Here is a 24,726-nt window from a genome sequence, read left to right on the forward strand (position 1 = left end):
AACTTTCGTTGCTTTTGTCGCTCTTAACAACGATTGATTTCCAGTATTCAATCCCCATATAAGATTCAGCTTAACTGACCAAGGACACACACCATGATGCGCATACTCCTTTTTTTAGCGACCAACGTTGCCATATTGTTGGCCGTCACTGTTATTTTTAACCTGTTGGGCGTTAAAAGTTCGCTTGACGCGCAAGGCATCCATCTTAATTTGGAAGCCTTGCTGATGATGTCTGCCATCATCGGCATGACCGGTTCGTTCATTTCTTTAGCGATGTCCAAATGGTCCGCCAAAAACGCCATGGGCGTACAAGTCATTAGCCAGCCGCAAGACAGCACTGAACGCTGGTTGTTGGATGTGGTGGCGAGACAAGCCCAACAAGCCGGTATCGGCATGCCGGAAGTCGGTATTTTCCATACGCCAGAACCGAACGCTTTTGCCACCGGCATGAGCCGCGACAGTGCGCTGGTCGCCGTCAGCACCGGCTTGCTGCAAAACATGAATGCCGACGAAGTGGAAGCGGTCATCGGTCATGAAATCACCCACGTCGCCAACGGCGATATGGTGACGATGGCCTTGATGCAAGGCGTGGTCAACACCTTCGTGTATTTCTTCGCGACCGTCATCGGTCACGTGGTTGACCGTGCGGTGTTTAAAACCGAGCGCGGTTATGGCCCTGCGTATTACATCACACAAATGGCGGCGCAAATTGTCTTGGGCATTTTGGCCTCGATGTTGGTGATGTGGTTCTCCCGCCGCCGCGAATTTCGTGCCGATGCCGGTGGCGCGCAATTGGCAGGCCGCAACAAAATGATCGCTGCATTGCACGCTTTACAACGCGGTCATGAACCACAGCCGTTACCGGGGCAATTTGCGGCACTCGGCATTAGCGGCAGTGGGGTGATGAAATTGTTCATGAGCCACCCACCGTTAGAAGAACGCATTGCCGCTTTGCAAAGCCAACACTAAATCTTCTGTTGTTGAAGCCGGGCGTTTAAACGTCCGGCTTTTTGTTTGCCAGCGAATAGCCCAATGCTCGCGTAAGAAGGAAAAGGATAGGCAGCCATCCTGACTTATCTTATTATTCCCCAATCGCTTGGCGTAAAATCATAACTATAAAAACTACCGATCACCTTGAAGGAAAACCATGAACAAGATGCTTTTTTTAACCTTTCTGCTGTTTTGCACAAGCAGCATTGCCGATGAAGCCAAAAGCGACTGGCAAAACACCACGCTGACAGATGCAACCATTGCCAAAATCCAAACCGCTAAATTTGAATACAAAAAATGCGTCACCGATGAAATGCAAAAAGGCGGTTATTTAAAAATGGACACCCGTAATGCCACCGATGCCATCATGAAACAATGTGAGGAAGTCTTGGGCAAAATGCGCGAAGTGTATTTGGCAGAAAAAATCCCCGGTGTAGTTGCCGACCGCCATTTAAAACAAATGCGTTTGGAAACCACCCGCAAGGTTTTACAAAACCTGATGTTTTCCGAAGCAGCGCGCAAAGCCGGACAAGCTGAATAAGGATAGCTATGGATACTTTATATAAGATTGACCTGTCCTTACAACCCACCACTTTCGATTTGTGGCATGTCTGCCTAGCCGGTACCGTGGCGGTGTTGGCGCTCACCCTGATTACGCTGTTGTTGGTCATGGTCATCAGCTTGGCACGCCGTAAACCACAAACACCACAAATCATCACCCAAACCGCACCTGCGCCCGAACCCATTGTTAAAGTGGTGGAAAAGCTGGTTGAAGTGGAAAAAATTGTCCAAGCCCCTGCCCCAGAACCCATCATTTTAAAAGAAGCCACCCCCGATGCAGCCTTGCAATTGTTGGGCGTATTGCAAAAAGAAGCGCGCTTTATCGACTTCATTAAGGAAGATGTCAGCCAATTTAGCGATGCCGATGTCGGCATTGTCGCCCGTGTGGTTCATGAAGGCTGCAACAAAGCCATTAATAGCCATTTCAGCTTGGCAGCGGTTCGCAGCGAGCAAGAAGGCCAAAAAATCACCTTGCCTGCTGGCTTTGATGCCGCCATGGTGCGCCTGACCGGCAATATCGTCGGCTCCGCCCCCTTTACCGGCACATTGATCCACAAAGGCTGGCAAGTCACCGACGTTCGCTTGCCTAAGCTGACCCAAGGCCATAACGCCGCCATTATTGCCGCCGCCGAGGTGGAATTATGAGTTTGTTCGACCATTTAAAAAAAATCCAAGATACCAAGCCAGACCAACCAACACCAAACGAAAACGGGCAAATCCACCCTGCACCGATGTTTGGCACGCCGCCACCGCCAGTGCAGCAGGCCGAACCCATCCAGCCCACACCTCAGGCCAGCATCCAAGCCCAGCAAGAAAGCTTTAATGCACCTGTCAGCAGCGCTGATTGGCAAGCCCCACAAACGGAACAGCCTATCGCCGAACCAACACCCCAAGACCAACCGCAAGCCCAAGGCGGTAACCCGCATTTTTCCGTGGGTATCGACTTAGGTACAACCCACTGCGTGCTGTCTTATGCGGCGACCAACGCCATCGACCCGGACGATTTCAGCCAACAAGTGATGGGCATTGCGCAACTCACCTCGCCAGGCGCGGTGGAAAACAAGTTGCAATTGCCTTCTTTCCTGTACCAAGCACACGAAGCGGAATTGGCAGAAGGCTCAACCACCCTGCCCTGGACGCAAAAGCCTGAATTCCTCGTCGGCGAAATCGCCCGCAATTTGGGCAGCAAAACGCCCATCCGTTTGGTGTCGAGCGCAAAAAGCTGGTTGTGCCATGCCGGTGTCGATTGCAAAGCCCCCATTTTGCCTGCCGAAGCGCCGGAAGAAGTGGTGCGCGTATCGCCTTTCCAAGCCAGTGTCGCCTACTTGCAGCACATCCGTGATGCTTGGCAAAGCCTGCACCCTAATGCGCCGTTAGCCGAGCAAGATTTGGTCATCACCGTACCGGCGTCGTTTGATCCGGCAGCGCGTGAGCTGACCGTGGAAGCCGCCCGCGCTGTGGGTTTGCATCAGGCCATTTTGCTGGAAGAACCGCAAGCCGCGTTGTACAGCTGGATTGAGAAAAACCGCGAATGGCGCAAACAAGCAACCTGCGGCGACATTATTTTAGTCATCGACGTGGGCGGCGGCACGACTGACTTGTCATTAATTGCCGTCACCGAACAAGACGGCAATTTGGAACTGACCCGCGTGGCGGTCGGCGACCATATCCTGCTGGGCGGCGACAACATGGACTTGGCTTTGGCCTACACGGTCAAAGCCAAGCTGGAACAAGACGGCAAACGTTTGGAGCCTTGGCAAATCCAAGCCTTAACGCACAGTTGCCGGGATGCCAAAGAAAAAATCTTTACCGTTGCCGATGCCGACAATATCCCCATCGTTGTCGCCAACCGTGGATCATCATTAATGGGCGGCACTTTACGGACGGAACTGACGCGCGAAGAAGTCAACCGCGTCTTGGTGGAGGGCTTCCTGCCCTTTGTTGCCGTTGGCGACAAACCCATCAGCCGCACCCGCGCCGGTTTGCGTGCCACCGGTTTACCTTACGCGCAAGATGCCGCCATTACCCGTCACTTAGCCGCGTTTTTGTCGAAACAACAACATGCCGCTGCCGATCTGAACGGCGTGAATTTGCCGGAAAACGCCACCTTCTTACACCCGACAGCCGTGCTGTTCAACGGCGGTGTGTTGAAAGCCGATGCCTTGGCAGAACGCTTGATGCAAGTGCTGAACGGTTGGCTGGCGGCGGAACAAGCCCCTGCTGCGCGTTTGTTGGAAGGTGCGGATTTGGATTTGGCGGTTGCCCGTGGCGCGGCCTACTACGGATTTGTCCGCAAAGGCAAAGGTGTGCGTATCCGTGGCGGTACGGCGGCGTCTTACTATGTCGGCATCGAAAGCGCCATGCCTGCCGTACCGGGCTTGCCGCCGGAAATTGAAGCCTTGTGCATCGCACCGTTCGGTATGGAAGAAGGCACTGAAAAAGAATTGCCTGATGATGAATTTGGCTTGGTAGTAGGCGAGCCAGTACGCTTCCGCTTCTTTGCTTCCAACACTCGCCGTGAAGATCAAGTCGGCACGCGCTTGGATTATTGGACGGACGATGAATTGTCGGAATTGGCAGAAATCGAAATCACCCTGCCCGAAGAAGGCCGCCGTCCTGGCGAGGTTATCCCTGTGCATTTGTGCGCCGCCGTTACCGAAGTCGGCACACTGGAATTGCAGGCCGTTTCGCAACGCGATAACGGACGCTGGAAGATTGAGTTTGATGTCAGGGCTGGCGAGAACTAAACCTTAGCCAACCCGCGTTTTCGAAGCCGCACCTGCCTGTTCTTTGACCAATTTAGGCACCAAATAACCCGGCAGTGCAGCTTCCAATTGCGCCATGATGGTCAACGCGTCTTTTTCCCCAACGTCAAAATGCCCTGTGCCGCTGGCTTTGTCCAATAAGTGCAAGTAATAAGGGATAACACCGATTGCGAACAGTTTTTCGCTCAGTTCGCCCAAAATGGCGGCATCATCGTTAACGCCTTTTAAAAGCACCGATTGGTTAAAAAGGGTGATACCTGCCGCCAGCAACGCTTGGCAAGCCTGATGGACGTGTCCATTCAATTCATTACCATGATTGCAATGCACCACCAACACTGTTTTTTTGGGGCTTTGCTTGAGCGTGGCGACCAACCCGTCAGTAACCCGCGCCGGCAACACAATCGGCAAACGGCTGTGGATACGGATACGCTTAAGGTGTGGGATAGCATTCAGTTGTTCAAACAGCCTTGCCAAACGCGAATCGCTGAGCAGCAACGGATCGCCGCCACTTAAGATGACTTCGCTGATGCTAGCGTTGTTGTTAATGTAAGCCAACGCGGCTTCTTCGGCTTGTTTGCTCAGCTGCAAATCGGCATAAGGAAAATGCCGACGGAAACAATACCGGCAATTGATGGCACAACTGCCTGTGTTGATAAGCAAAACGCGGCCTTGGTATTTGTGCAAAATGCCGGTGTGCGGGCTGGCGGCAATATCGCCGACTGGGTCATTGCTAAAGCCAGGATAAGCGACCATCTCATCATCAATAGGCAAAACTTGCCGCAACAGCGGGTCGTTGGCGTTGCCTTTTTCCATGCATTCGGCAAAGCTTAACGGAACCTTGATGGCGAAATCTTTGGCGGCGGCTTCAGAAACCGGCAACTCGTTAATATTTAAGTGCAGATAGCTGCAAAGTTGGCCTATAGATGTGAAAGCTTCAGTCAGTTGTTGTTGCCAGTTTTTGGCAATATGCGGTGTGGCGGGTGATGGTTTGGGCATGAATGCGTTTATTTAAAGTTTCTATCGCAAGATGCGTCCATTATAATGGTCAACTTTCAATTATTGTGTCAGACAGAGGATAAAATGGCTGTTTTTAGTACAAGTGAGTTTAGGGCTGGGTTAAAGGTCATGTTAGAAAATGACCCTTGCGCGATTATTGACAATGAATTTGTTAAGCCAGGCAAAGGCCAAGCCTTCAACCGCGTCAAAATCAGAAACCTAAAAACGGGTCGGGTCATTGAGCGCACTTTTAAATCAGGCGAAACGCTGGAAGGCGCCGACGTGGTCGATGTGGAAATGCAATACCTGTATAACGACGGTGAATTCCGCCATTTCATGGTGGCAGAAACTTTTGAGCAATATCAGTGCGACGAGAAAATTGTCGGCGATGCCGCCAAATGGCTGAAAGACCAAGATTATTGCTACGTCACCTTATGGAATGATTCGCCTTTGGCAGTAACGCCCGGTAACTTTGTCGAACTGACCATTGTTGAAACCGACCCAGGCGTTCGCGGCGACACCTCAGGCGGCGGCGGCAAGCCAGCTAAATTGGATACAGGCGCCGTCGTGCGTGTGCCTTTATTTGTGCAACAAGGCGAAATGATTAAAGTCGACACCCGTACCGGCGAATACATTTCCCGCGTAAAAGAATAGTGCAGCATCCGTGGCAACCGGCCTGTACACCAGAAACACTGCGTTTACGGGCCCAATTGCTGGCACAAATCCGGTCTTTTTTTGCAGACCGGCAGGTGTTGGAGGTTGAAACGCCCTTGCTTTGCCATGCCATCGGCACCGATCCGCAGCTGGATTTCTTTTCCACACCTTATCATTTACCACACCAGCAGCAGACTTTGTATTTGCAGACTTCGCCGGAATTTGCCATGAAACGCTTGCTGGCAGCAGGCAGCGGTTCCATTTATCAAATCTGCAAAGCCTTCCGCAATGGCGAATCAGGCCGTTACCACAACCCCGAATTCACCCTTTTGGAATGGTACCGCGTTGGCTTCAGCTTACAGGAGCTAATGGCGGAAGTGGCGGAACTGATGGCAGCCTTATTCCAAGGCAGGCACGCCTTGCAAACCAACCAAACCATCAGCTACCAAGCCCTCTTCAAACAAATGACCGGACTGGATGCACTGGTTTTTTGTTATGAAGACTATTGCGCTTATGCCGTTGCCAACGGCTTGCCGGAAGCCGTCAACTTATGTGGTGAAGACCACGCCGTGTGGTTGGATTTTATTTTTAGCCACCGGGTGCAACCTTTTCTAGGCAAAAATGCCTTATGCATGGTTTTTGGCTATCCCGCCTGCCAATCGTCACTAGCACGCCTGAATGCCGACAACCCGCTGACCACAGATCGCGTCGAGCTATTTATCAATGGCATTGAATTGGGCAATGGCTTTTATGAATTGGCGGATGCCGCCGAGCAAGACCGCCGTTTTAACCAAGAACTGGCTTTCCGCAGACAAAACAACTTGCCTGCCAGCGTCAAAGACGAACGCTTACTGGCGGCTTTAGCCAGCGGGCTACCCGATTGTGCAGGCATTGCCATCGGTGTTGACCGCTTGTTGATGCTATTATCTAACAGCACACACATCGATCAAGTATTGGCGTTTCCTGTTACCAACGCCTAGCCCCTTAAAGACGGCAATTAAACTTTAATGGAATCAATAACTAGGATGTCCTTAAGCTTTTCTAAAGACTTACTGTGTTATAATTTTTTGCAAATCATCACGCTTGGACTTCAGTCGTATACTTTTTAGCTGGTTACATGAAATCAAAAACTTTTTCCCGCCTGTTATTGTTAGGCTTACTGGCCTCCCAAGCGGCTCAAGCTGACGACGCATTCTTCGTACAAAACATAAAAGTCAGGGGCTTGCAGCGCATATCAGAAGGTACGGTCTTCAACTACCTGCCGGTCAACGTCGGCGAAAAGTTTTCCATGGATGATGTAGCCCCTGCTATCAGGGCGTTATTCAAAACTGGATTCTTCAAAGACATTGCCTTGGAACGGGAAGGCGATTCCTTAATAGTCAACGTGGTGGAACGCCCGTCAATTGCAAAAATCATTTTTGAAGGCAACAAAGACTTAAGCAAAGACGACCTAAAAAAAGCCATGGATAAAATCGGCTTGTCCGAAGGCAAGGTTTTTGATCGCCAAGTCCTTGATAAAGTAGAACAAGAACTGAGCCGCCAATATTTAAGCCACGGCAAATACGGCTTAAAAATCAAAACTGAAGTGGCAAATTTGACACGCAACCGCGTGGGTATCAACATCAACATCTCCGAAGGCCGCGTTGCCAAAATCAAGCAAATCAACATCGTTGGCAACAAAGTGTTTGATGAAAAAGCGCTACTGGGCATTTTAGAACTCAGCACCTCCAACCTTTTGTCTTTTTACACAAAAGACGACCAATATTCCAAGCAAAAACTCTCGGCAGACTTGGAAACCTTGCGCTCTTATTATTTGGATCGCGGTTATATCAATTTCTCAATAGAATCCACGCAAGTGGCTATTACGCCTGACAAAAAAGACATTTACGTCACCATCAACGTCAAAGAAGGCGAAGTTTACACGCTAGAAAAAGTTAAATTGGCTGGAAATTTGGTGGTTGACCCAGAAGAACTCATTAAGCTTTCCAGTGTTGGCCCAGGCGAAATTTTTTCCAGAAAAAATGCCACCGAGACTTCCAAGGCCATTTCTGACCGTCTAGGTAATGACGGTTACGCATTCGCCAACGTCAACATGGTGCCGGAAATCAATGAAATAAAAAAATCTGTTGATATGACTTTTTTTGTTGACCCGGGCAAACGCGCTTACGTCAACCACATTAACGTCAAGGGCAACACCAAAACCCGCGATGAAGTCGTGCGCCGCGAAATGCGCCAAATGGAAGGCAGCTGGGCGTCCAGCGCTAAAATCGAGCGTTCTAAAACCCGCTTGGAACGCTTGGGTTATTTTGAATCGGTAAATGTTGAAACGCCGCAAGTACCCGGCACAACCGACCAGATCGACGTTAATTATGCCCTCACCGAAAAATCTTCAGGCAACTTGTCAGCGGGTGTCGGCTTCTCGCAGGTACAAGGCATCGTCATCAACGCCAACTTATCGCAAGATAATATTTTTGGTTCTGGCAAACGCGTCAACTTGGGCTTTAACAACAGTAACTACGCCACCAATTACCAAGTCGGTTTTTTAAACCCCTACTTTACACCCGATGGCGTCAGTGTCGGCTATAACGTTGGCTATTCCGAACGTAACGCGGGGCGCATCAACATTGCCAATTATTCGACTAAAGTCATTAACTTAGGCACCGATTTCGGGATTCCGCTCAACGAATTTGACCAAGTGCGCTTTGGGTTGGATTTTAAACACACGAACCTCAGCACGGTTACCGCCTACGATTCCAGCGGCAACGTTTATTTCAGTTCATCCAAACAAATCAGCGACTTTATTGCCCGTGAAGGTGACACCTTTTTAACCTACTCACCGACGTTAAGCTGGACTCACGACACCTTAAACCGCGCCATTTTTCCTAGTAAAGGCGGGCAACAACGGTTTTCCAGCTTAATCAGCTTACCTGGCAGCGACTTGAGCTATTACAAGTTAAGCTATAAACACCAGCTCTATTTTCCGCTGGCCAAAGATTTTACCTTCCGCGTACAGGCTGAAGCCGCTTACGGTAACGGTTACGGCTCCACCAAATCATTACCGTTTTTCGAAAATTATTTCGGCGGCGGTACGGGATCGATAAGGGGCTTTAGGAACAATACCTTAGGCCCAAGGGACTCCAACTCCTTCCCGCTGGGTGGCTCAAGCAAAATTATCGGTAACGCCGAGATGTTTTTCCCTGTGCCGTTCTTATCCGATGTCAAATCCGTCCGCCTAGGTGCGTTTTTCGATGCCGGCGCGATCAGCAATGGCTTTAACATGGACAACTTCAGATATTCCGCCGGCCTGTCCGGCGAATGGCTGTCACCCTTTGGTGCGTTGTCGGTGAGTGCCGCCATGCCGCTCAACACCGGCAGCACACCCTATATTGATAACGGCGGTGCGCAACAATTCCGCGCCGATCAAGAGCAAATGTTCCAGTTCAACTTCGGGCAAAATTTCTGATAGAAGTTGTTTTAGGATACCCACCCATACCCTATAATCTGATTCACATTTAATAATACAACTCGCCTTTTCACTGACTGGAGAACTTTTTAACAATGAAAAACAAACTTGCTATATTTTTAGGGCTGTTGTTAACGGCGAATGTAAGTTATGCCGACTTAAAGATAGGCTTTGTCAACATCCCTGCCGTGCTAGAAAAAGCACCGCAAGCGGAAAAAGCCAAAAAACGTTTGGAAATGGAATTTTCCCCACGTGACAAACAATTGTTAGCCCAACAGAAAGAAATCCAAAGCAAAGAAGAGCGTATGGCACGGGATGCTGCTGTTATGAGCGAATCTGAACGCAGCAATTTGGAAAAAGAAATCCTGAATAAAAAACGCGATGCCAAACGCTCGCAACAAGAGTTCAGTGAAGACTTTAACGCCCGCCGCAACGAAGAGTTGGGTAAACTGCAACGCCGTATTGTTGAAGCCATCCGCTCGATTGCCAAAGACCAAAACTTTGACCTTTTACTGACCGATGGCGTCATTTATGCCAGCGAACAGATTGACGTGACGAGCCAGGTTCAGCAAAAACTGTTGACTCTTCCTGAGTAATTGCAAAATTATCCAGCTCGCCAATCTGCTAAAGTCTTCTAAACCTATGTCTACCAAACTAGATATTTTACAAATACAAAACTTTTTACCGCATCGCTACCCTTTTTTATTAGTCGATAAAGTGGTCGAATGTGAGCCTGGCGTCCGATTGTTGGGCGTGAAAAACGTCACTTATAACGAACCGTTTTTTCAAGGCCATTTCCCACAAAAGCCCATCATGCCTGGTGTTTTGATTTTGGAAGCCTTGGCGCAAGCCACGGGGCTTTTGGCTTCAGAAACGGCAGGTAACGAGCTGGACGGTATGATTTATTACTTGGTGGGCATCGACAAAGCCAAGTTTAAAAAACCGGTTATTCCTGGGGATCAACTCATGCTGGAAGCCAAATTTGTAAAAAGTAAGCGTAATATCTGGGCATTTGAGTGTCAGGCCGAAGTGGATGGCGAGTTTGTTGCCAGCGCAGAAATCCGATGTGCAGCCGTGGTGGATTAATTTTGATTGATCCATCAGCCAGAATAGATAGCCGTGCCGAACTTGCCGATGACGTCGTCGTCGGCGCTTATTCCGTCATTGGCCCTGATGTAAAGATTGATGCCGGTACCGTGATCGCTTCCCATGTGGTTATCAAAGGCCCTACCTCCATCGGTAAACACAACCGTATTTACCAGTTTTCCTCGTTAGGGGAAGACCCGCAGGACAAAAAATATGCGGCGGAAATTACCCGTTTGGAAATTGGCGACCGCAACACCATCCGCGAATTCACCTCCATGCACCGTGGCACCCACCAAGACCATAGTGTCACGCAAATTGGTAACGACAATTTGTTTATGGCCTATACCCATGTTGCCCATGATTGTGTCATCGGTGACCATGTCATTATGGCTAACGGCGCGTCGTTGGCTGGACATGTGCGCTTAAACAGCCATGCCATTTTGGGTGGTTTTACCTTGGTACATCAGTTTACGCAAATTGGGCAGTACAGTTTCGCCGCAATGGGCAGCGCCATTACCCAAGACATCCCGCCTTTCATTATGGTGGGTGGCAGGCCCACGCGTCCGCATGGCATCAACTCGGTGGGCATGGAGCGCAACGGCATTGCCGCCGAAGACATCCGCCTGATCCGTAAAGCTTACAAGCTGATTTACAAAATGAATTTGCGTCTGGACGATGCCATCGACCAAATGGAAGATTTGGCAGCCGACAGCAAAGAAGTGTCGCAGATGGTCAGCTTTCTGCGTAACGTCACCCGTGGCATTTTGCGTTAAAACTTGCTAAACCCTTCGGAAAAAAACCGCTTGATTGCCGGTGTCGATGAAGCAGGCCGCGGCCCTTGGGCGGGGCCGGTGATGGCGGCGGCGGTCATCCTCGATCCGCTCAAACCTATTGCAGGTCTTGCCGATTCTAAAACCCTTAGCGAAAAAAAACGCGAAGCGCTTGCCATCACCATCAAAGCGCAAGCCTTAAGCTGGTGCGTTGCCGAAGCCAGCGTTGAAGAAATCGACCAGCTCAATATCTTGCAAGCCACCCTGCTTGCCATGCAACGCGCACTGGCCGGACTGCCTATACCCGCCGATGAAGCCTTAATAGACGGCAACCGCCTTCCTTCGCTCACCATCCCTGCAAGCGCGATTGTCAAAGGCGACAGCAAAGTCGCCGCCATCAGTGCCGCCTCCATTTTGGCAAAAGTGGCGCGTGACCAACTGATGCTCGACTATTCTCGGCAATTTCCAGATTTTGCATTCCACCAACACAAAGGCTACGGCACCGCGCAACATAGCGCAGAATTGGCGGCTTTTGGCGTGTTGGCTGTACACAGAAAAAGCTTTAAGCCCATTGCAAAGCTGGTCAACGCCTGTGGCTAACGACACACCCACCACTAACCGCACCGGTTTATTCCACTAAAAAATCCCGCATCATGCCCATGTCTTCATGCTCAAGATTGTGGCAGTGGTACATAAACAAACCTTTAAAATCTTGGAACGGCTTGATAATGCGCACCGTTTCGCCAGGCATCACCAATACGGTATCTTTTAGGCCACTATCGACAAATCCTTCGCGGACACTGGCATAACCCTCATCGGTATTATCAGAAATGCTACGGCTGATGATCTGGAACGGCTGCCCATGCAAATGGATGGGATGCGCCATCGCCATCATGCCCATACCGCCCATCGAGCCGTGGCGCATACGCCCCATGCCCATTCTGCCATGACGCCCGCCGCCCATACCCTCGCCTGATGACATACCATGGCCGCCACCGTGGGCATGGAAAATCTCCATCAACTGGATACTGTTCAGTTTAATCCGCTCCATCTCTTGCACATCGTTATAGGCATAGGCTTGCCCATTCAACAACATGCTCATATGGCCTTCAGAAATGCCAATCGGTACAGGCTGTTCCGGATTGCTGGTTTCGGAAAGCTTGTAGTGTTTAAACGATGACAAGCGTGTCGGCAGCTTGGGGCTATCGCTGGTTTTTTGCGTCACTTGTACGGTAAAAATAGGGTAATCACTGCCCATCGGCAAATTGCCGCGCCCCATCATCATCCCACCGTGGGGTAACGCGCCAGAAAACGGTAAACTGCGCATCACCAATTGCGAACCGATTGGGCGACCGCTGAAGTCCGCCCAAACATCCAGACGTTCGCCCGGTGCCAGCATTACATAAGGCTTGGTCTCCGGCGTTTCCAGCAATCCGCCATCCGTGCCGATGACGGTTATCGGCGTGCCATCATCCCAAGCCAGCTTATAAATACGGGCCGTGGAGCCGTTCATGAAGCGCAATCGGTAGGCGCGGCTGGCAACATTAAGCTGAAAATCGGCACGACCATTCACCAAAATGCGGTCACCGTAAAAACCAAACATCCGGTCATGCATGTTGCGGACATAAACCAGCTGGTTTTGGCTGTCGAACAGGCGGTCTTGGATAACCAGGGGAATTTCGTATTCACCAGAAGGCAACTCCAACGCCGCTTCCTCAGCATCATTCACCAACAATGCGCCCGCCAAACCCTGATAAACCTGCTTGGCGGTCGTCTCGTGCGGATGCGGATGGTAGATGTTCATTCCGGCACGGTTCAATACTTCAAATTCATAGACCAATACCTGACCTGGATCAATCGCATACAGCGGATGCCCATCCATTTCCGAAGGGACGTGCAAGCCGTGCCAATGGGTGACGGTACTTTCGTTAAGACCATTGTGCAAATGGATACGGACTTTCTGGCCTTGTTGCAGGCGGATGATCGGGCCGAGGTAAGAACCGGCAATCGTGGTCAGCGTTTCTTTAGGGCCATTCAGCAGCTTTGCCGTGTATTGCATTACGGCGGTCGCCTGCCCAGTTAGAATGGGTACTGCGGCGGGTTGGCAATATAAAGCCAACTCCACATCGGCTTTAAATTGCGGTGAAGCTTTGCGGGGCGGCAATTTAGGCATGGCTTGCATACCTTCCATAGCCTGTAAAAGTTGTGGCGTGCTGGCTAAGGCCAGTATTCCTAAGCTGGAATAGCTTAAAAAATGACGGCGGGAAAGCTTGTTTAGGGTGGTCATAGCAGTCTCCTTATTGATAGCGGCATCTGATGTGCGCTTTAATCCCACAAAGTGTGGGGTTATAGATTCTATATTAGAGACTATTAATAAACAAGGTTTGAAAAAAATGCTAATCGCCTTTTAAGTAAGATAAGTCCAAGTGCTTGGTTAAGTGAGAAAAATCTGCATTTTCCAAATAAGGCAAAACGCCAAGCAAAGGTGTCGCCAAACCGCTTTTTAACGTGGCAATATTGCCATCCAAATAAGCCATATCGGCTTGGCTGCAAACGGCAATCCACCCGACCAGCGGCAAGCCTGATTGCTGAATGGCTTGCTGGCTAAGCAGTGCATGGTTAATACAGCCCAAACGCATCGCCACCACCAAAATAACCGGCAATGCCAATGCAACAGCCAGATCAGCATTGCTTTGTTGCGCGTTCATCGGCGAATACCAACCGCCCGCCCCTTCCACCAACAACACATCGGCCTGCGCTTTAAGTTCGTCAAACTGGCGGCGGATGACCGCAAAATCTGCCGGATTATGGGTTCCTGCAATATGCGGCGACACCGCCTCGACATAAGCGAACGGGTTAATTTGCCGATACGCCAACGGCAAGGAGGCATGGGCTTGAATCAGCAAGGCATCGTCATTTTTAAGTTCGCCATCTGCATATGTGCAACCGGAAGCGACAGGCTTCATGCCCAGCACGCTGCGGCCTTGTTGTTGCCAAGCCCGCATCAGCGCAATGGTTGCCCAGGTTTTGCCGACGTTAGTGTCTGTTCCGGTAATAAAATAACTTTGATTCATGCGTTGGCCTTTATCGTGATGACTTCGAAAGTGGCGGGAATGAGTCCATCTTGACGGGATTTTTCATACGCCGCCAGCATGGCTTGCCAGTGTGATTTACGGGTAATATGCGAATGGCGGGCGGCAACCGTCTGTGCGCCCAAGGCTTTTAGTTCCTGCGTTAACGCCAATACCGACGGGTAATGGTTGCAATAAAGCACCGATTGCACCTCAATTTGGCTAAATCCGGCTTGCTGCAAAAAACTGTGGATTTGCGCTTCGCTGTAAAAATGATTGACGTGCGGATGCCCATCAACCGTGCGCCAAGCCGCTTTTAGCTCTTGCAAGGTTTGCGGGCCGAAGGTGCTGAACCGCAGCTGCCCGCCCATTGTCAGCACGCGCCGCAACTCCGCACAGGTGTCGCCTAGTTGGCTGCACCACTGCAAAGCCAAATTGGAGACGATGTGGTCAATGCTATGCGCCGCAAACGGCAAGCGGTCGGCATCGGCACACACATAAGAGGGCTGTTGCGGCTTAAGTTTGCTACGCGCAGCCTGGAGCATGGGCAAGGCAATATCGAGTGCGATTAACTGCCCCTCCTGACAAAAGCCTTGCCCCAGCAACTCGGCAGACAAAAATCCCGTGCCACATCCCAAATCAAGCACCGTACCTGTCAAGGCCGACGGTTCGATAGCCGCCAGCAAGGCTTTGCCCACGGTACGCTGCAAATGCGCGGCCTGATCGTAACTGCTTGACGCATCTGCAAAAGACCGCCGGACTTTGTGCTTATCGACGGCTAGCATGATTGTTTGTCCATAAAATCGTTAATGATGGCCTGCACCGCATCGGGGTGTGATAAAAAGGGGATATGTCCGGCTTTTTCCAGCACCTGCACGTGCAAAGCAGGCAATAGCTGGCGCATGGCTTCGCCCACAGCAACCGGCACCAACGCGTCGCGCGTGCCGAACAGGGCGGCGGCAGGCATGGGCAGTGCGGACAAAGCCTGACGCAAATCGGCTTGTTTTAATATCGCCAAACCTCCATCCAAGGCCACCGGATCGGGCGCGGGGCATTCCATCACGGCGGCTTTCAGTTCCGCCAATAAGGTTTTGTAATTATCCAGATCAAACACCTGCAAAGCCAAAAAACGCACCAAAGTCGCATGGCTATTGGCGTGCAATTGCTCGGCGAATTGCGCCAACACCTTTGACGGCATGGCAGGCCAATCCGCCTGTTGGGTAAAGCACGGATTTCCGCACATCAACAGCAAACCCTTAACCCGTTCAGGATGGCTGCGGGCATAATCCAGTGCGACCGTTGCCCCTAACGACCAACCCAACCAAACCGCCGGCTCATCCCCCAGTGTGTTGTCCAATGCTTGGCTGATGCTATCCAGCGTAAACGGCTCGATGACCGGACTCAGGCCGTGGCCCGGCAAATCCACGCAAATCACCCGATGCTGCTGTGCCAAGCGTTGCGCGAAAGCGCGCCAAATGCCGCTGTGCATGGCCCAGCCGTGGATAAGGACAATCGGCTTGCCGCTGCCAAAAATTTGGAGATGAAGCTTTAAATGTGTCAACAAAATTTTTACTAAGCTGATCGTGGTTGAAAAAGTGCGGTCACTCAGGCGTTGATAGTCCAATCCAACGCGTCTAAGAGCGCATCCACATGCGGCGCTTCATGACTTGCCGATAACGTCACCCGCAACCGCGCCGTTCCTTGTGCCACCGTCGGCGGACGGATGGCGCTGACCCAAAATCCGGCGGCCAATAACGCTTGGCTGATTTCGACAGCACGTTCGCTTTCACCGACAAGAATCGGCTGGATGGGCGAAGCGGAGGGCATCAGCGACAAGCCCAATTGCCCCGCACCGGTACGGAATTTCTGGATTAAGGCGACCAGTTTTTCGCGCCGCCAATGTTCGGTTTCGATAATGCGCAAACTGGCGCGGGTCGCCTCGGCAACGGCGGGCGGCATCGCCGTGGTGTAAATATAGGTGCGGGCCGATTGGATCAAGGTTTCAATCAACACATCCGAACCCGCGACAAACGCCCCAAACGTACCGAAACCTTTGCCCAGTGTTCCCATCAGCACTTGCACATCATCCTGCTGCAAACCGTATTGCTCCAATAAACCGCCGCCGTTTGCGCCCAACACACCCAAACCGTGGGCATCATCAACCATCAGCCACGCATCGTGTTGTTTCGCCACCGCCGCCAACTCTGGCAACGGCGCGGCATCGCCATCCATACTGAATACGCCATCGGTCACGACCAATTTATTGCCCGTCGCTTGCGCCAACAATTCCGCCAAATGTTGGGTATCGGCATGGGCATAACGTTTGAATTTTGCCCCCGACGACAAACCGCCATCCAACAACGACGCATGGTTAAGGCGGTCTTCCAACACCGTATCGCCACGCCCAACCAACGCATTAATCACGCCGATGTTCGCCATATAACCCGTGGAAAACAACAGCGCCCGCTCACGTCCGGTAAACGCCGCCAACTCATCTTCCAACGCGTGATGCGCCGTGCTATGCCCGCAAATCAAATGCGCCGCCCCACTGCCCACGCCGTAAATATCAGCCGCATTTTTAAAGGCTTGTACGATGGCAGGATGGTTTGCCAAACCTAAATAATCATTGCTGCAAAAATTGACGACCGTTTTGCCGTTTAATTGCAGATGAATACCTTGCGGCGATTCGACGACCCGGCGGGAACGGTATAAGCCTTGTTGGGTGAGCTTATTGAGGTTGTGGGTTAAATGTGAAAAGGACATTTTAAGAGTGCTTATCACCGGAAATAATCGGCAAACTAGGCTGCATGTCGGGTGACTTGGAACGTAGTCATTAACGAGCGGCCTGAAAAGGTGATAGGAAACTCTTCCAAATAAAGCTCGGTGGCTTCTTGTAGATTTGCCAAAGCCTCTTCAATGCTATCGCCTTGGCTGGTTGTGCCTGTTTCTGGATTTAAGGCAACGTAGCCGCCTTCAGGCGCGGGGGTTAAGATTGCGGAGAGTTCCATTTTTGCCTCATAAATAGACGTAATAAATTGCAGATGTGAGTCAGCGGCGTAGGGTGGGCAACGCTTTTCTGCCTTTATGCCCTTTGGGTACACCGATTATGCGGGGAATGGTGGGCAGAAAAGCGTTGCCCACCCTACGAAACTGCATGACCCCATTGTATTTTTTCAGTTTTAAAGCCTCGATCAACAGATTGTTGGTGTGAATCTGCCTAATGCGTTTTTGAGTAGGGTACGCTGTGCGTACCATCATTCGCTACAACAATAGCGATGTAAAAGGTACGCACAGCGTACCCTTGGCTAATTCATTTTTCATCAAATTGTAGGGTGTATAAGCAAAGCGCCATGCACCGAATTGTGAATAGACAACACACCATGTAGGGTCAATTCATGGCAGGAATAAAACGGGGAGCGGTAAATACGTTTGCCGTGATTGCAATCCCGATGCGGTGTATGACGCTTCGCTTATACACCCTACGGGCTATCGCTACATAAGGGCTACCTCGCTTATTAGGCAGTAATTTCCTCGAATTTAAATTCAAAATCGCCTTTGCCTTTTATTGCCTTATAAAAACTATTACAACCAGAATAGCTTCTCGCCAATTCTGTGATTAACTCAATATCTGACTTTGCTGACCGCAAGCCAAAATATACTCTACGCAAGGATTCATTCGGCAGTTTAATGCTTCCACTCTGCCTAAGAACTAGCCTACCTTCTTTTTCATAGTGCCACGAAGGACTCTTTGTTAAAAGATACTTACGAGCTAAATCCTCAGCGAAGCGCTCTAGGTCTGGAGATGCCTTCAAAATACACTCTACAAACCCACTATCTTGATAGTCAACACTATTGCAAACGAACAAGCGATTTTCTAAATGTTGAGCCATAAGATTTTCAAGAATAAATTCTTTAGGAAGAATATATTCTAAACAAACGCCTCTATGCTCATCTGCATAATGTGACCACATAAGCGGCTCAGAAAGTATTTGACTGTTTATGAGCGAAAATGAATAAACCCCTTTAGAGCTCATTTCATTTTTCCAGTTCTCAATAAATACTTTATTTTCATAGAAAGACTTGATGAAATGTAGTTTTTCACCTGAAGCCAGAGAGATCGCACGCTCAAAAACACTTTCTAAGTCTACTTGGCAGTCAAATGGGTCATTTAAATCTTCCGGCCTTGGTGCAAATATTGTACGTTGAACAATTGACTCAATTAGCCACTTATTTATTGACCTAAATTTATAGAAGTGAAGAGAATCTGACATTCTTGTTGCCTAACGTAAAGTAGGCATCTTAAATTGACGTAATAACACACATCAAAAGTTTGCCCATAAATTTTTAAAAATTAAAACTCATTTATTTTCATTTGCTTACCAACATTTAGCTCAGTTGGGTTGCTCTTTGTAGGCAACCCAACTTTGAAGACTTCAATATGTTGGGTTAACAATAAAGCCGTCAACCCAACATACCTCAAAACTCAATTCGCATAACTAGACCCACCCGAATGCAACCCCAACCTATCAAACAACGCCACATCATGGTTAGTCATTGGGTTATCTGTAGTCAGCAATTTATCGCCATAAAAAATCGAGTTCGCACCTGCTAAGAAGCACAAAGCCTGCATTTCGTCGCTCATTTCTTTGCGGCCTGCGGAGAGGCGGACGCGGGAGGTGGGCATTAGAATGCGGGCGACAGCGATGGTGCGGATGAAGACTAGCGGGTCGAGTTTTTCTGTGCCCATCAGCGGTGTTCCTTCGACTTGTACCAGCATGTTGATCGGTACGCTTTCTGGGTGTTTGGGCATGTTCGCCAGTTCAATCAACAAATTGGCGCGGTCTTGTTCGCCTTCGCCCATGCCGACGATGCCGCCGCAGCAGACGTTGATGCCTGCGTCACGCACTCGCGCTAAGGTGTCCAAGCGGTCTTTATAAGTGCGGGTGGTGATGACTTCGGAGTAATAATCTTCGGATGTGTCCAGATTGTGGTTGTAGTAATCCAGGCCGCCTTCTTTAAGCCGTGCGGTTTGGCTGTCGGTCAACATACCTAAAGTCACGCAGGTTTCCATGCCTAAGGCTTTGACGCCTTGCACCATTTCCACGACGCGTTCGATGTCGCGGTCTTTGGGTTGCCGCCAAGCTGCGCCCATGCAGAAACGTGATGCGCCTTGGTCTTTGGCTTGTTGCGCGGCTTGGATGACTTCATCAATCGGCATCAGGGCTTCGGATTTTAAGCCGGAATCGTAACGCGCACTTTGTGGGCAATAGCCGCAGTCTTCTGAACACGATCCGGTTTTGATGCTGAGCAAGCTGCTGATTTGCACTTCGTTAGGGTCAAAGTGTTGGCGATGAACACTTTGTGCTTGAAAAATCAGGTCGTTAAAGGGTAAATCAAACAGGGCTTGGACTTCGGCTAATTGCCAATCGTGGCGTAATACAGACATGGGGGATAACTCCGACTATAGTTATTGCTAAGCATGCAACCACACTTATCAACTTGTTATTATGAATTGGGTAGACAACTGGCTGAATATTATACAGCATTGCTTGCTGCCGCCTACCTGCATCTTATGCGGGAATGCCGGTATGGCCGATCTGGATTTATGCGCGGTCTGCCATCGGCTTTTGCCCAGAAATAGCCATTGCTGTGGGCGCTGCGGTTTGGCGTTGCCGGATAGGGCGGACACATCGGTTTTATGTGGGCGCTGTTTAACGAAGCCGCCAGCTTATGAACACACCGTTGCGCCGTTTCTGCATCATGCTGGGCTGCGCCACATGGTGGCCTCGTTAAAATTTTCTGCCGATTTTAAGAATGCCCGCCTCTTGGCCTTGCTAGTGGCGGAACACCTGCAAAACCAACCCAAGCCCGATTTGATTGTTCCCGTGCCGTTGCATGGCAGCCGTTATCGGCAGCGCGGTTTTAACCAGTCGATTGAAATCGCCAAAACCTTGGAGTAAGGGAGGGGGAGAAATAGGATAGTATTTTTGGCTGAAAAATAACGTTAAGTATTGATTTGCTTAATTTTATTGGTTTTTTATAAAGTTCTTGAAAATGGGATAAATTGGCGTGAAATGGGTGATTTTAAGTTATATTTAAATGGGTAATAAAAATATTGTTGGTCATTTTTGTACCCATTTAAACCAAGTTTGAATGGTCTTTAAAGATTGTTTATAGCGGCGTAAAAATCAAATATATTTCCGAATTTTTTGGCAGCGGAAACTCCTTAAAGCTCACTTCTATATTGCCAAAAACCTTTACAGATTCGCCTGCTTTGTTATCAATCATATCTGCAACCCAAGCAACGACAGACTCATCATTAAGCAAGGCTATGCCTAATTGCTTTATTGCATGAAGATTAAAAACCATCACATCCTCGGTAGAGTGTCCTGGAAAAATAAAAGCTACCTTGGTTACTTTGTCTGGTGCGCCAACAACAGAAACCATCGAGGCCATTGCTAAGTTTGTCCAAACCTCACCCGTTTCTGAGCCTTCTTTATTTGCATAGCCCCGCCCTACCGTATCGACAAGCTTTAAATAATCAAACGTCCTTGGTGCTATTGGTTTTGCAGCGTCAATAGGTTGGTTGTTGTTTGAAGTTGTCGAAACCATCACAAGAACCACGGCAATCGGCATTACAATCACTCCAAAAAACAACCCTAACATCAAACCCCAACGAGTTTTTTTTGTCTCATGTACAACATTATCCATAGCTAACCCCAATAAAAGTTAATTGCCGCATTACCGACAAATAGACTCACAAGGAATGCCATCATGGTCACGATCAAGGCGACTCATACCGCACTCACTTAAATAAAACCGAGCTTCTGCACAACTACCCATATCACCACATCTTGATTTTCCGCTGCATTCAAAACTGCTACTAGATGAGTTAACTGGATTTTTTTGTTTACTACCATTTGTTTTTTTTCCACCATGCCTAAAATCCCAAGGTGGCATTGGATTTTCATCGGCCCATAATCCAATACCTAAGGCTTTTGCTTCATCTTCTAAGTCGGCAATTGATTTATCTGTTGAGTATTGCTTATAAGCCCATGCCATGCCGCGCTTAACCTGTTCTAAATTTGCATCAATGCCGCTGCATTTAATCCTTCCTAGCGTCCGCTTGTATTTGTCCCTGCCTTTATCATCCACAATCACTGTTTTTTTAAAGCATAAATCTGATAGTGATTGTTTAGATTGTGTGCCAAAAGCTTGCTTAGATTCTGGTGCATCAATTTCTGCCAAGCGTATTTTAATAGTGTGTTTTTCTTCATTTAATACGGTTAATGTATCGCCATCTGAAATACCTACAACTACCCCCGACCATTCATTAGCAAACACTGAAAATGATATTAGCAACAAAAACAATCCAATTATTTTACTCATAACGCTACCCATTATTAATCACCATTCGTGCATAGAAGCTACAACCCTGCCAATAACAGCCATATCTAATGATTCATCAGATAAGTCTACTTGGTAAGCAGGATACCCAGTATTAAACGATGCAACCTGAACCAAACCATGTGGCAGCAGTTGCAAATTCTTCACCAAAATATGCCCATCCATTCTCAATACAAAGGTTTTGCCGCTGGCAATATCAGTTTGTGATTTATCTACTAAAACCAAATCCCCATTTAATAGCTTTGGCTCCATTGATTCGCCTTTTACATCGACTATTACAAGATCATTAGGCGATAAGTGCCTTTTTACTAACCAGTCACGACGGAATGCAAGTGGTTGCAAAAGCTCTTCAGATATAGGAATGGCACCTGATCCTGCGGCAGCCTGTACATTGTAGTGTGCTATTTCCACGTAATCCGGTACGGAATATTTAGGATGATCTTCTTTTACTGAAGAAGAACAGCGTCCAGTCAAAATGTACTCAATATTCCCCCCTACTTTAGCTATAGCCTCAAAATAGTACCCATCTGGCGACCTTTCGTCCGATTCATACCTTAGTTGCGCTTGTCTGCCAACCCCACATAATTCTGCCATCTTTTCTTGCGTCATACCCAATCGCAATCTTTCTTCTTTTATTCTTCCGCCAATTGTTTTCATTCGAATACTCAACATGGTTGACATGTACCCAATTGGGTACTAAGATAACAGCCAATAACAGACATAACCCGTTATTAAGTAAAAACACAAATATAGGACATAACGATGGCTGAACCTAACGAAAAATCATTAGACGGCATTAAGCACCGCGTGCGTCAGCGCGGCATGACATTGAAATCATGGGGGGAGCAGTACGGTTACAGCTTGCGCCAAGTGTCCGATGTGGTGCGTGGCACGAATAAAGCCCTGTACGGCACGGGTAAAGAAATCGCTGACAAATTAAAAGACGACTTTAGCGGAGCACAAGGATGAGTGCGGCTGAAAACTTAGAAATCGATCTAAACGCAACCAAGACAACAACTGATGACTTGGTTTTGGATTTAGAAGGCGGCTGGAAACAAACCGAAGTTGCCGAGCAATTCGGCTTGATGGAAACAGGTATTAGCACTATTGCGCCAACCGCCACATTGCCATCCCGTGAAGCCTTTGGCGCGGCAAAGCTGGCGCAAGAGCTTGGCTATGAGGACGTGTTGACTGTTGGTGCATTGGAAGATGGTATCCGGTTTTATCAGCAACGCACCGCCGAAGCCTGCCTAGAGCTGGGTAAGCGATTGTTGTTGCTTAAGGAGTTATCAGCGCATGGTGAATTTATAAAGCGCATTGAATTGCTTGGGTTTAGTCAAAGTTCAGCAAAGCGATTTATGGGCGCGGTCAGAAAAATTACCAAAACGCCCAATTTGGGCGATTTGGTTCCAAAGATAGGTTCTCAACAAAAACTACTAGAACTCCTCGTTTTAGACGATGGCGACCTTGAAGAAATCGTCAACGGTGGCGAAGCGTCAGCCGTCACGTTAGATGAAATCGAGTGCATGACCGCCACCGAGCTGCGTAACCAGCTACGCCAATACAAAGCCGGAAAATTAGCCACCGAAACCGAAAAACCCTTGCTGGAAACTATCCAAAGCTTACAAAAGCAAATCGGCAATCACGAAAAGCTTTATGAAAAACAACAACTGGAGATAGAGGATAAAACCAGACAACTCAACCAGTTAACCCGCACCAAACAACCCGGCAAAGAAGCCTTAAGCATAGAAACCATGGCAATCCGTGAGGAAAGTTACTCCTTGGAATACGGCGCAAGCGTGTACATAAAAGCCCTGCGGATGTTATTGCAAAAAACCCTCAAGCAAACCGCGCCTACGCCGGATGAAGATGGCTTGCGTTATGACGCTATCGCCAACGCCGTATCAGGTATGTACCTCGATATTGACCACCTGTTTCAAGAGCTGCAAGCACTGCGCGGGCTGGATGCCGTACCGCCTGAATTGTCTGGCAAGCATGTGTTAACCGATCTTGAAAAGCAGCGGCTAGTTGACTGCAAACTCATGATAGACCACGACTTTACCGTGAAAGAAGTAGGGCGAGAATCACGCCGTGCTGATGAAAACAAAAAAGCCCCTGGCAGGCCAGCCGGCGCAAAAAACAAAACTCAATAATAAGGATTTTTATGAATAGAAGATTGATTTATAGGGGGGCTTTTATGGATTCAGCTCGATCAAGAAAGGTGGCTAGTAGGCGAAGATGCTCGGTTTTAGCGCGTTACAAATTAGGTTTAAGTGTTTGTAAGTTCAAGCTTGTACCTGTGTTTTTTTATAACAACTTTCATATGAAAAAAGCAGAAAGTCATTGTTATGGTTCATTTTTTTATAAATTAAATGAATGTGATTTATAGAGAATCGATTTTATATTTTTATCAATAACCAAGGTTTTTATGAAGCACTTTCTCATCATAGAAGACAGTGAAGATGGCGGCGTTATCTTCCAGTCCTTAAAACAAGGCTTACCCGAAGAACTTGCCCGCCTTCAAGCAGGCCACCAAACCGGCGCAACGCTATTGGCAAACTACTTGGTCGATAACGCACTTAGTCGACTTGATGGTGCCATTTTGCAGCCCGCAAGCAACTCAACTAAACACTAGGGAGTATTGCATGAACGAACAAAAACATTTGGGGGTATACCCAGAAAATGGCGAGATAGCTTCATTAAAAAAGGAGATTTTTGCTTTAAATCGACAGCTATCTGATGCCCGATGGAATTCTATTGTTTTAAAAAACAAGCTTGATTCAGCTCATGCATTGTTAGGTGTGAGTTCCTTTATTTCAGTGGCAATAGTCTTGTTTTCAATAGTTGTTTTCAGTTTTCGTAACTAATAAGCGGAGAAGGATATGAGTAGCCAGTCAAGCCGATGCATTGTGCCATTAAGTACCCAAGTAAGAAATTTTAAACCCAATAACGATGGCGCTGTA

28 protein-coding genes are annotated in these 24,726 nt (G+C 48.7%); 16 read left to right on the forward strand and 12 right to left on the reverse strand.

Annotated elements, in window-relative coordinates:
* Nucleotides 1–93: 93 nt before the first annotated feature.
* The 4 genes from htpX (at nt 94) to ACYQ1O_RS03050 (ending at nt 4,298) form a co-directional block, all read left to right on the forward strand.
* Nucleotides 94–969: a protease HtpX gene (gene htpX, locus ACYQ1O_RS03035; RefSeq protein ID WP_459990155.1), complete on the forward strand. Its 876-nt coding sequence runs from the start codon at nt 94–96 to the stop codon at nt 967–969.
* A gap of 178 nt (nt 970–1,147) precedes the next feature.
* Nucleotides 1,148–1,531 carry a hypothetical protein gene (locus tag ACYQ1O_RS03040; RefSeq protein WP_459990156.1) on the forward strand — a complete coding sequence of 128 codons (384 nt, stop codon included), beginning with the start codon at nt 1,148–1,150 and terminating at the stop codon, nt 1,529–1,531.
* 8 nt (nt 1,532–1,539) lie between these two features.
* Entirely contained in the window at nt 1,540–2,196 is a 657-nt protein-coding gene (locus ACYQ1O_RS03045) for a DUF2760 domain-containing protein (RefSeq protein ID WP_459990157.1), read from the forward strand.
* The gene (locus ACYQ1O_RS03050; protein ID WP_459990158.1) at nt 2,193–4,298 is read left to right on the forward strand and encodes an Hsp70 family protein; all 2,106 of its coding nucleotides are present in this window, start codon (nt 2,193–2,195) and stop codon (nt 4,296–4,298) included. Before ACYQ1O_RS03045 ends, ACYQ1O_RS03050 begins: the two co-directional genes overlap by 4 nt.
* Nucleotides 4,299–4,301: 3 nt before the next feature.
* Here the strand turns inward: ACYQ1O_RS03050 and epmB are convergent, their stop codons facing one another.
* A complete protein-coding gene (epmB, locus tag ACYQ1O_RS03055) occupies nt 4,302–5,312 on the reverse strand; it encodes an EF-P beta-lysylation protein EpmB (protein ID WP_459990159.1) in 1,011 nt (336 codons plus the stop codon).
* 84 nt (nt 5,313–5,396) lie between these two features.
* On the opposite strand from epmB, the gene efp reads away from it, so the two are divergent.
* From efp to rnhB, 7 genes are all read left to right on the forward strand, one after another.
* Nucleotides 5,397–5,966 carry an elongation factor P gene (gene efp / locus ACYQ1O_RS03060; RefSeq protein ID WP_459990160.1) on the forward strand — a complete coding sequence of 190 codons (570 nt, stop codon included), beginning with the start codon at nt 5,397–5,399 and terminating at the stop codon, nt 5,964–5,966.
* Entirely contained in the window at nt 5,966–6,946 is a 981-nt protein-coding gene (gene epmA / locus ACYQ1O_RS03065) for an EF-P lysine aminoacylase EpmA (RefSeq protein ID WP_459990161.1), read from the forward strand. Before efp ends, epmA begins: the two co-directional genes overlap by 1 nt.
* 137 nt (nt 6,947–7,083) lie before the next feature.
* Complete coding sequence (gene bamA / locus ACYQ1O_RS03070) at nt 7,084–9,429, forward strand: outer membrane protein assembly factor BamA (protein WP_459990162.1); 2,346 nt, start codon at nt 7,084–7,086, stop codon at nt 9,427–9,429.
* 95 nt (nt 9,430–9,524) lie between these two features.
* Complete coding sequence (locus ACYQ1O_RS03075) at nt 9,525–10,025, forward strand: OmpH/Skp family outer membrane protein (protein ID WP_459990163.1); 501 nt, start codon at nt 9,525–9,527, stop codon at nt 10,023–10,025.
* 46 nt (nt 10,026–10,071) lie between these two features.
* The gene (gene fabZ, locus ACYQ1O_RS03080) at nt 10,072–10,515 is read left to right on the forward strand and encodes a 3-hydroxyacyl-ACP dehydratase FabZ (protein WP_459990164.1); all 444 of its coding nucleotides are present in this window, start codon (nt 10,072–10,074) and stop codon (nt 10,513–10,515) included.
* A 2-nt stretch (nt 10,516–10,517) separates the two neighbouring features.
* Nucleotides 10,518–11,288 carry an acyl-ACP--UDP-N-acetylglucosamine O-acyltransferase gene (lpxA, locus tag ACYQ1O_RS03085; protein ID WP_459990165.1) on the forward strand — a complete coding sequence of 257 codons (771 nt, stop codon included), beginning with the start codon at nt 10,518–10,520 and terminating at the stop codon, nt 11,286–11,288.
* A gap of 3 nt (nt 11,289–11,291) precedes the next feature.
* A complete protein-coding gene (gene rnhB / locus ACYQ1O_RS03090) occupies nt 11,292–11,885 on the forward strand; it encodes a ribonuclease HII (RefSeq protein ID WP_459990166.1) in 594 nt (197 codons plus the stop codon).
* Between the two features lie 28 nt (nt 11,886–11,913).
* Here rnhB and ACYQ1O_RS03095 read toward each other — a convergent pair whose 3' ends face one another.
* The 8 genes from ACYQ1O_RS03095 to bioB form a co-directional block, all read right to left on the reverse strand.
* Nucleotides 11,914–13,572, reverse strand: coding sequence for a multicopper oxidase family protein (locus ACYQ1O_RS03095; RefSeq protein ID WP_459990167.1), 1,659 nt, complete (start codon nt 13,570–13,572; stop codon nt 11,914–11,916).
* Between the two features lie 109 nt (nt 13,573–13,681).
* The gene (bioD, locus tag ACYQ1O_RS03100) at nt 13,682–14,359 is read right to left on the reverse strand and encodes a dethiobiotin synthase (RefSeq protein ID WP_459990168.1); all 678 of its coding nucleotides are present in this window, start codon (nt 14,357–14,359) and stop codon (nt 13,682–13,684) included.
* Nucleotides 14,356–15,141, reverse strand: coding sequence for a malonyl-ACP O-methyltransferase BioC (bioC, locus tag ACYQ1O_RS03105; RefSeq protein ID WP_459990169.1), 786 nt, complete (start codon nt 15,139–15,141; stop codon nt 14,356–14,358). The genes bioD and bioC overlap by 4 nt, the downstream gene beginning before the upstream one ends.
* A complete protein-coding gene (gene bioH / locus ACYQ1O_RS03110; protein ID WP_459990170.1) occupies nt 15,135–15,980 on the reverse strand; it encodes a pimeloyl-ACP methyl ester esterase BioH in 846 nt (281 codons plus the stop codon). The genes bioC and bioH overlap by 7 nt, the downstream gene beginning before the upstream one ends.
* Nucleotides 15,962–17,119 carry an 8-amino-7-oxononanoate synthase gene (bioF, locus tag ACYQ1O_RS03115; RefSeq protein WP_459990171.1) on the reverse strand — a complete coding sequence of 386 codons (1,158 nt, stop codon included), beginning with the start codon at nt 17,117–17,119 and terminating at the stop codon, nt 15,962–15,964. The genes bioH and bioF overlap by 19 nt, the downstream gene beginning before the upstream one ends.
* 35 nt (nt 17,120–17,154) lie before the next feature.
* Entirely contained in the window at nt 17,155–17,364 is a 210-nt protein-coding gene (locus tag ACYQ1O_RS03120) for a type II toxin-antitoxin system HicB family antitoxin (protein ID WP_459990172.1), read from the reverse strand.
* Nucleotides 17,365–17,871: 507 nt separating this feature from the next.
* A complete protein-coding gene (locus ACYQ1O_RS03125; RefSeq protein WP_459990173.1) occupies nt 17,872–18,627 on the reverse strand; it encodes a DUF2971 domain-containing protein in 756 nt (251 codons plus the stop codon).
* A 212-nt stretch (nt 18,628–18,839) separates the two neighbouring features.
* The gene (gene bioB / locus ACYQ1O_RS03130) at nt 18,840–19,802 is read right to left on the reverse strand and encodes a biotin synthase BioB (protein ID WP_459990174.1); all 963 of its coding nucleotides are present in this window, start codon (nt 19,800–19,802) and stop codon (nt 18,840–18,842) included.
* A gap of 61 nt (nt 19,803–19,863) precedes the next feature.
* Between bioB and ACYQ1O_RS03135 the strand changes: the two genes are divergently transcribed.
* Nucleotides 19,864–20,316, forward strand: coding sequence for a ComF family protein (locus ACYQ1O_RS03135; RefSeq protein ID WP_459990175.1), 453 nt, complete (start codon nt 19,864–19,866; stop codon nt 20,314–20,316).
* A 211-nt stretch (nt 20,317–20,527) separates the two neighbouring features.
* On the opposite strand, the gene ACYQ1O_RS03140 is transcribed toward ACYQ1O_RS03135, so the two are convergent.
* Genes ACYQ1O_RS03140 through ACYQ1O_RS03150 form a run of 3 tightly spaced genes read right to left on the reverse strand, consistent with a single transcriptional unit; the run spans nt 20,528 to nt 22,435 of the window.
* Nucleotides 20,528–21,067, reverse strand: coding sequence for a hypothetical protein (locus ACYQ1O_RS03140; protein WP_459990176.1), 540 nt, complete (start codon nt 21,065–21,067; stop codon nt 20,528–20,530).
* A 30-nt stretch (nt 21,068–21,097) separates the two neighbouring features.
* Nucleotides 21,098–21,745, reverse strand: a complete 648-nt coding sequence (locus tag ACYQ1O_RS03145) for a thermonuclease family protein (RefSeq protein WP_459990177.1) — start codon at nt 21,743–21,745, stop codon at nt 21,098–21,100.
* 18 nt (nt 21,746–21,763) lie between these two features.
* A complete protein-coding gene (locus ACYQ1O_RS03150) occupies nt 21,764–22,435 on the reverse strand; it encodes an XRE family transcriptional regulator (RefSeq protein ID WP_459990178.1) in 672 nt (223 codons plus the stop codon).
* Between the two features lie 90 nt (nt 22,436–22,525).
* Here ACYQ1O_RS03150 and ACYQ1O_RS03155 point away from each other — a divergent pair, with 90 nt between their 5' ends.
* The 4 genes from ACYQ1O_RS03155 (at nt 22,526) to ACYQ1O_RS03170 (ending at nt 24,630) form a co-directional block, all read left to right on the forward strand.
* Complete coding sequence (locus ACYQ1O_RS03155) at nt 22,526–22,732, forward strand: hypothetical protein (RefSeq protein WP_459990179.1); 207 nt, start codon at nt 22,526–22,528, stop codon at nt 22,730–22,732.
* Nucleotides 22,729–23,916, forward strand: coding sequence for a hypothetical protein (locus ACYQ1O_RS03160; protein WP_459990180.1), 1,188 nt, complete (start codon nt 22,729–22,731; stop codon nt 23,914–23,916). Before ACYQ1O_RS03155 ends, ACYQ1O_RS03160 begins: the two co-directional genes overlap by 4 nt.
* 275 nt (nt 23,917–24,191) lie before the next feature.
* Complete coding sequence (locus ACYQ1O_RS03165; protein ID WP_459990181.1) at nt 24,192–24,398, forward strand: hypothetical protein; 207 nt, start codon at nt 24,192–24,194, stop codon at nt 24,396–24,398.
* A 10-nt stretch (nt 24,399–24,408) separates the two neighbouring features.
* A complete protein-coding gene (locus ACYQ1O_RS03170; protein ID WP_459990182.1) occupies nt 24,409–24,630 on the forward strand; it encodes a hypothetical protein in 222 nt (73 codons plus the stop codon).
* Nucleotides 24,631–24,726: the final 96 nt, after the last annotated feature.

The organism is Methylosoma difficile (assembly GCF_054657615.1).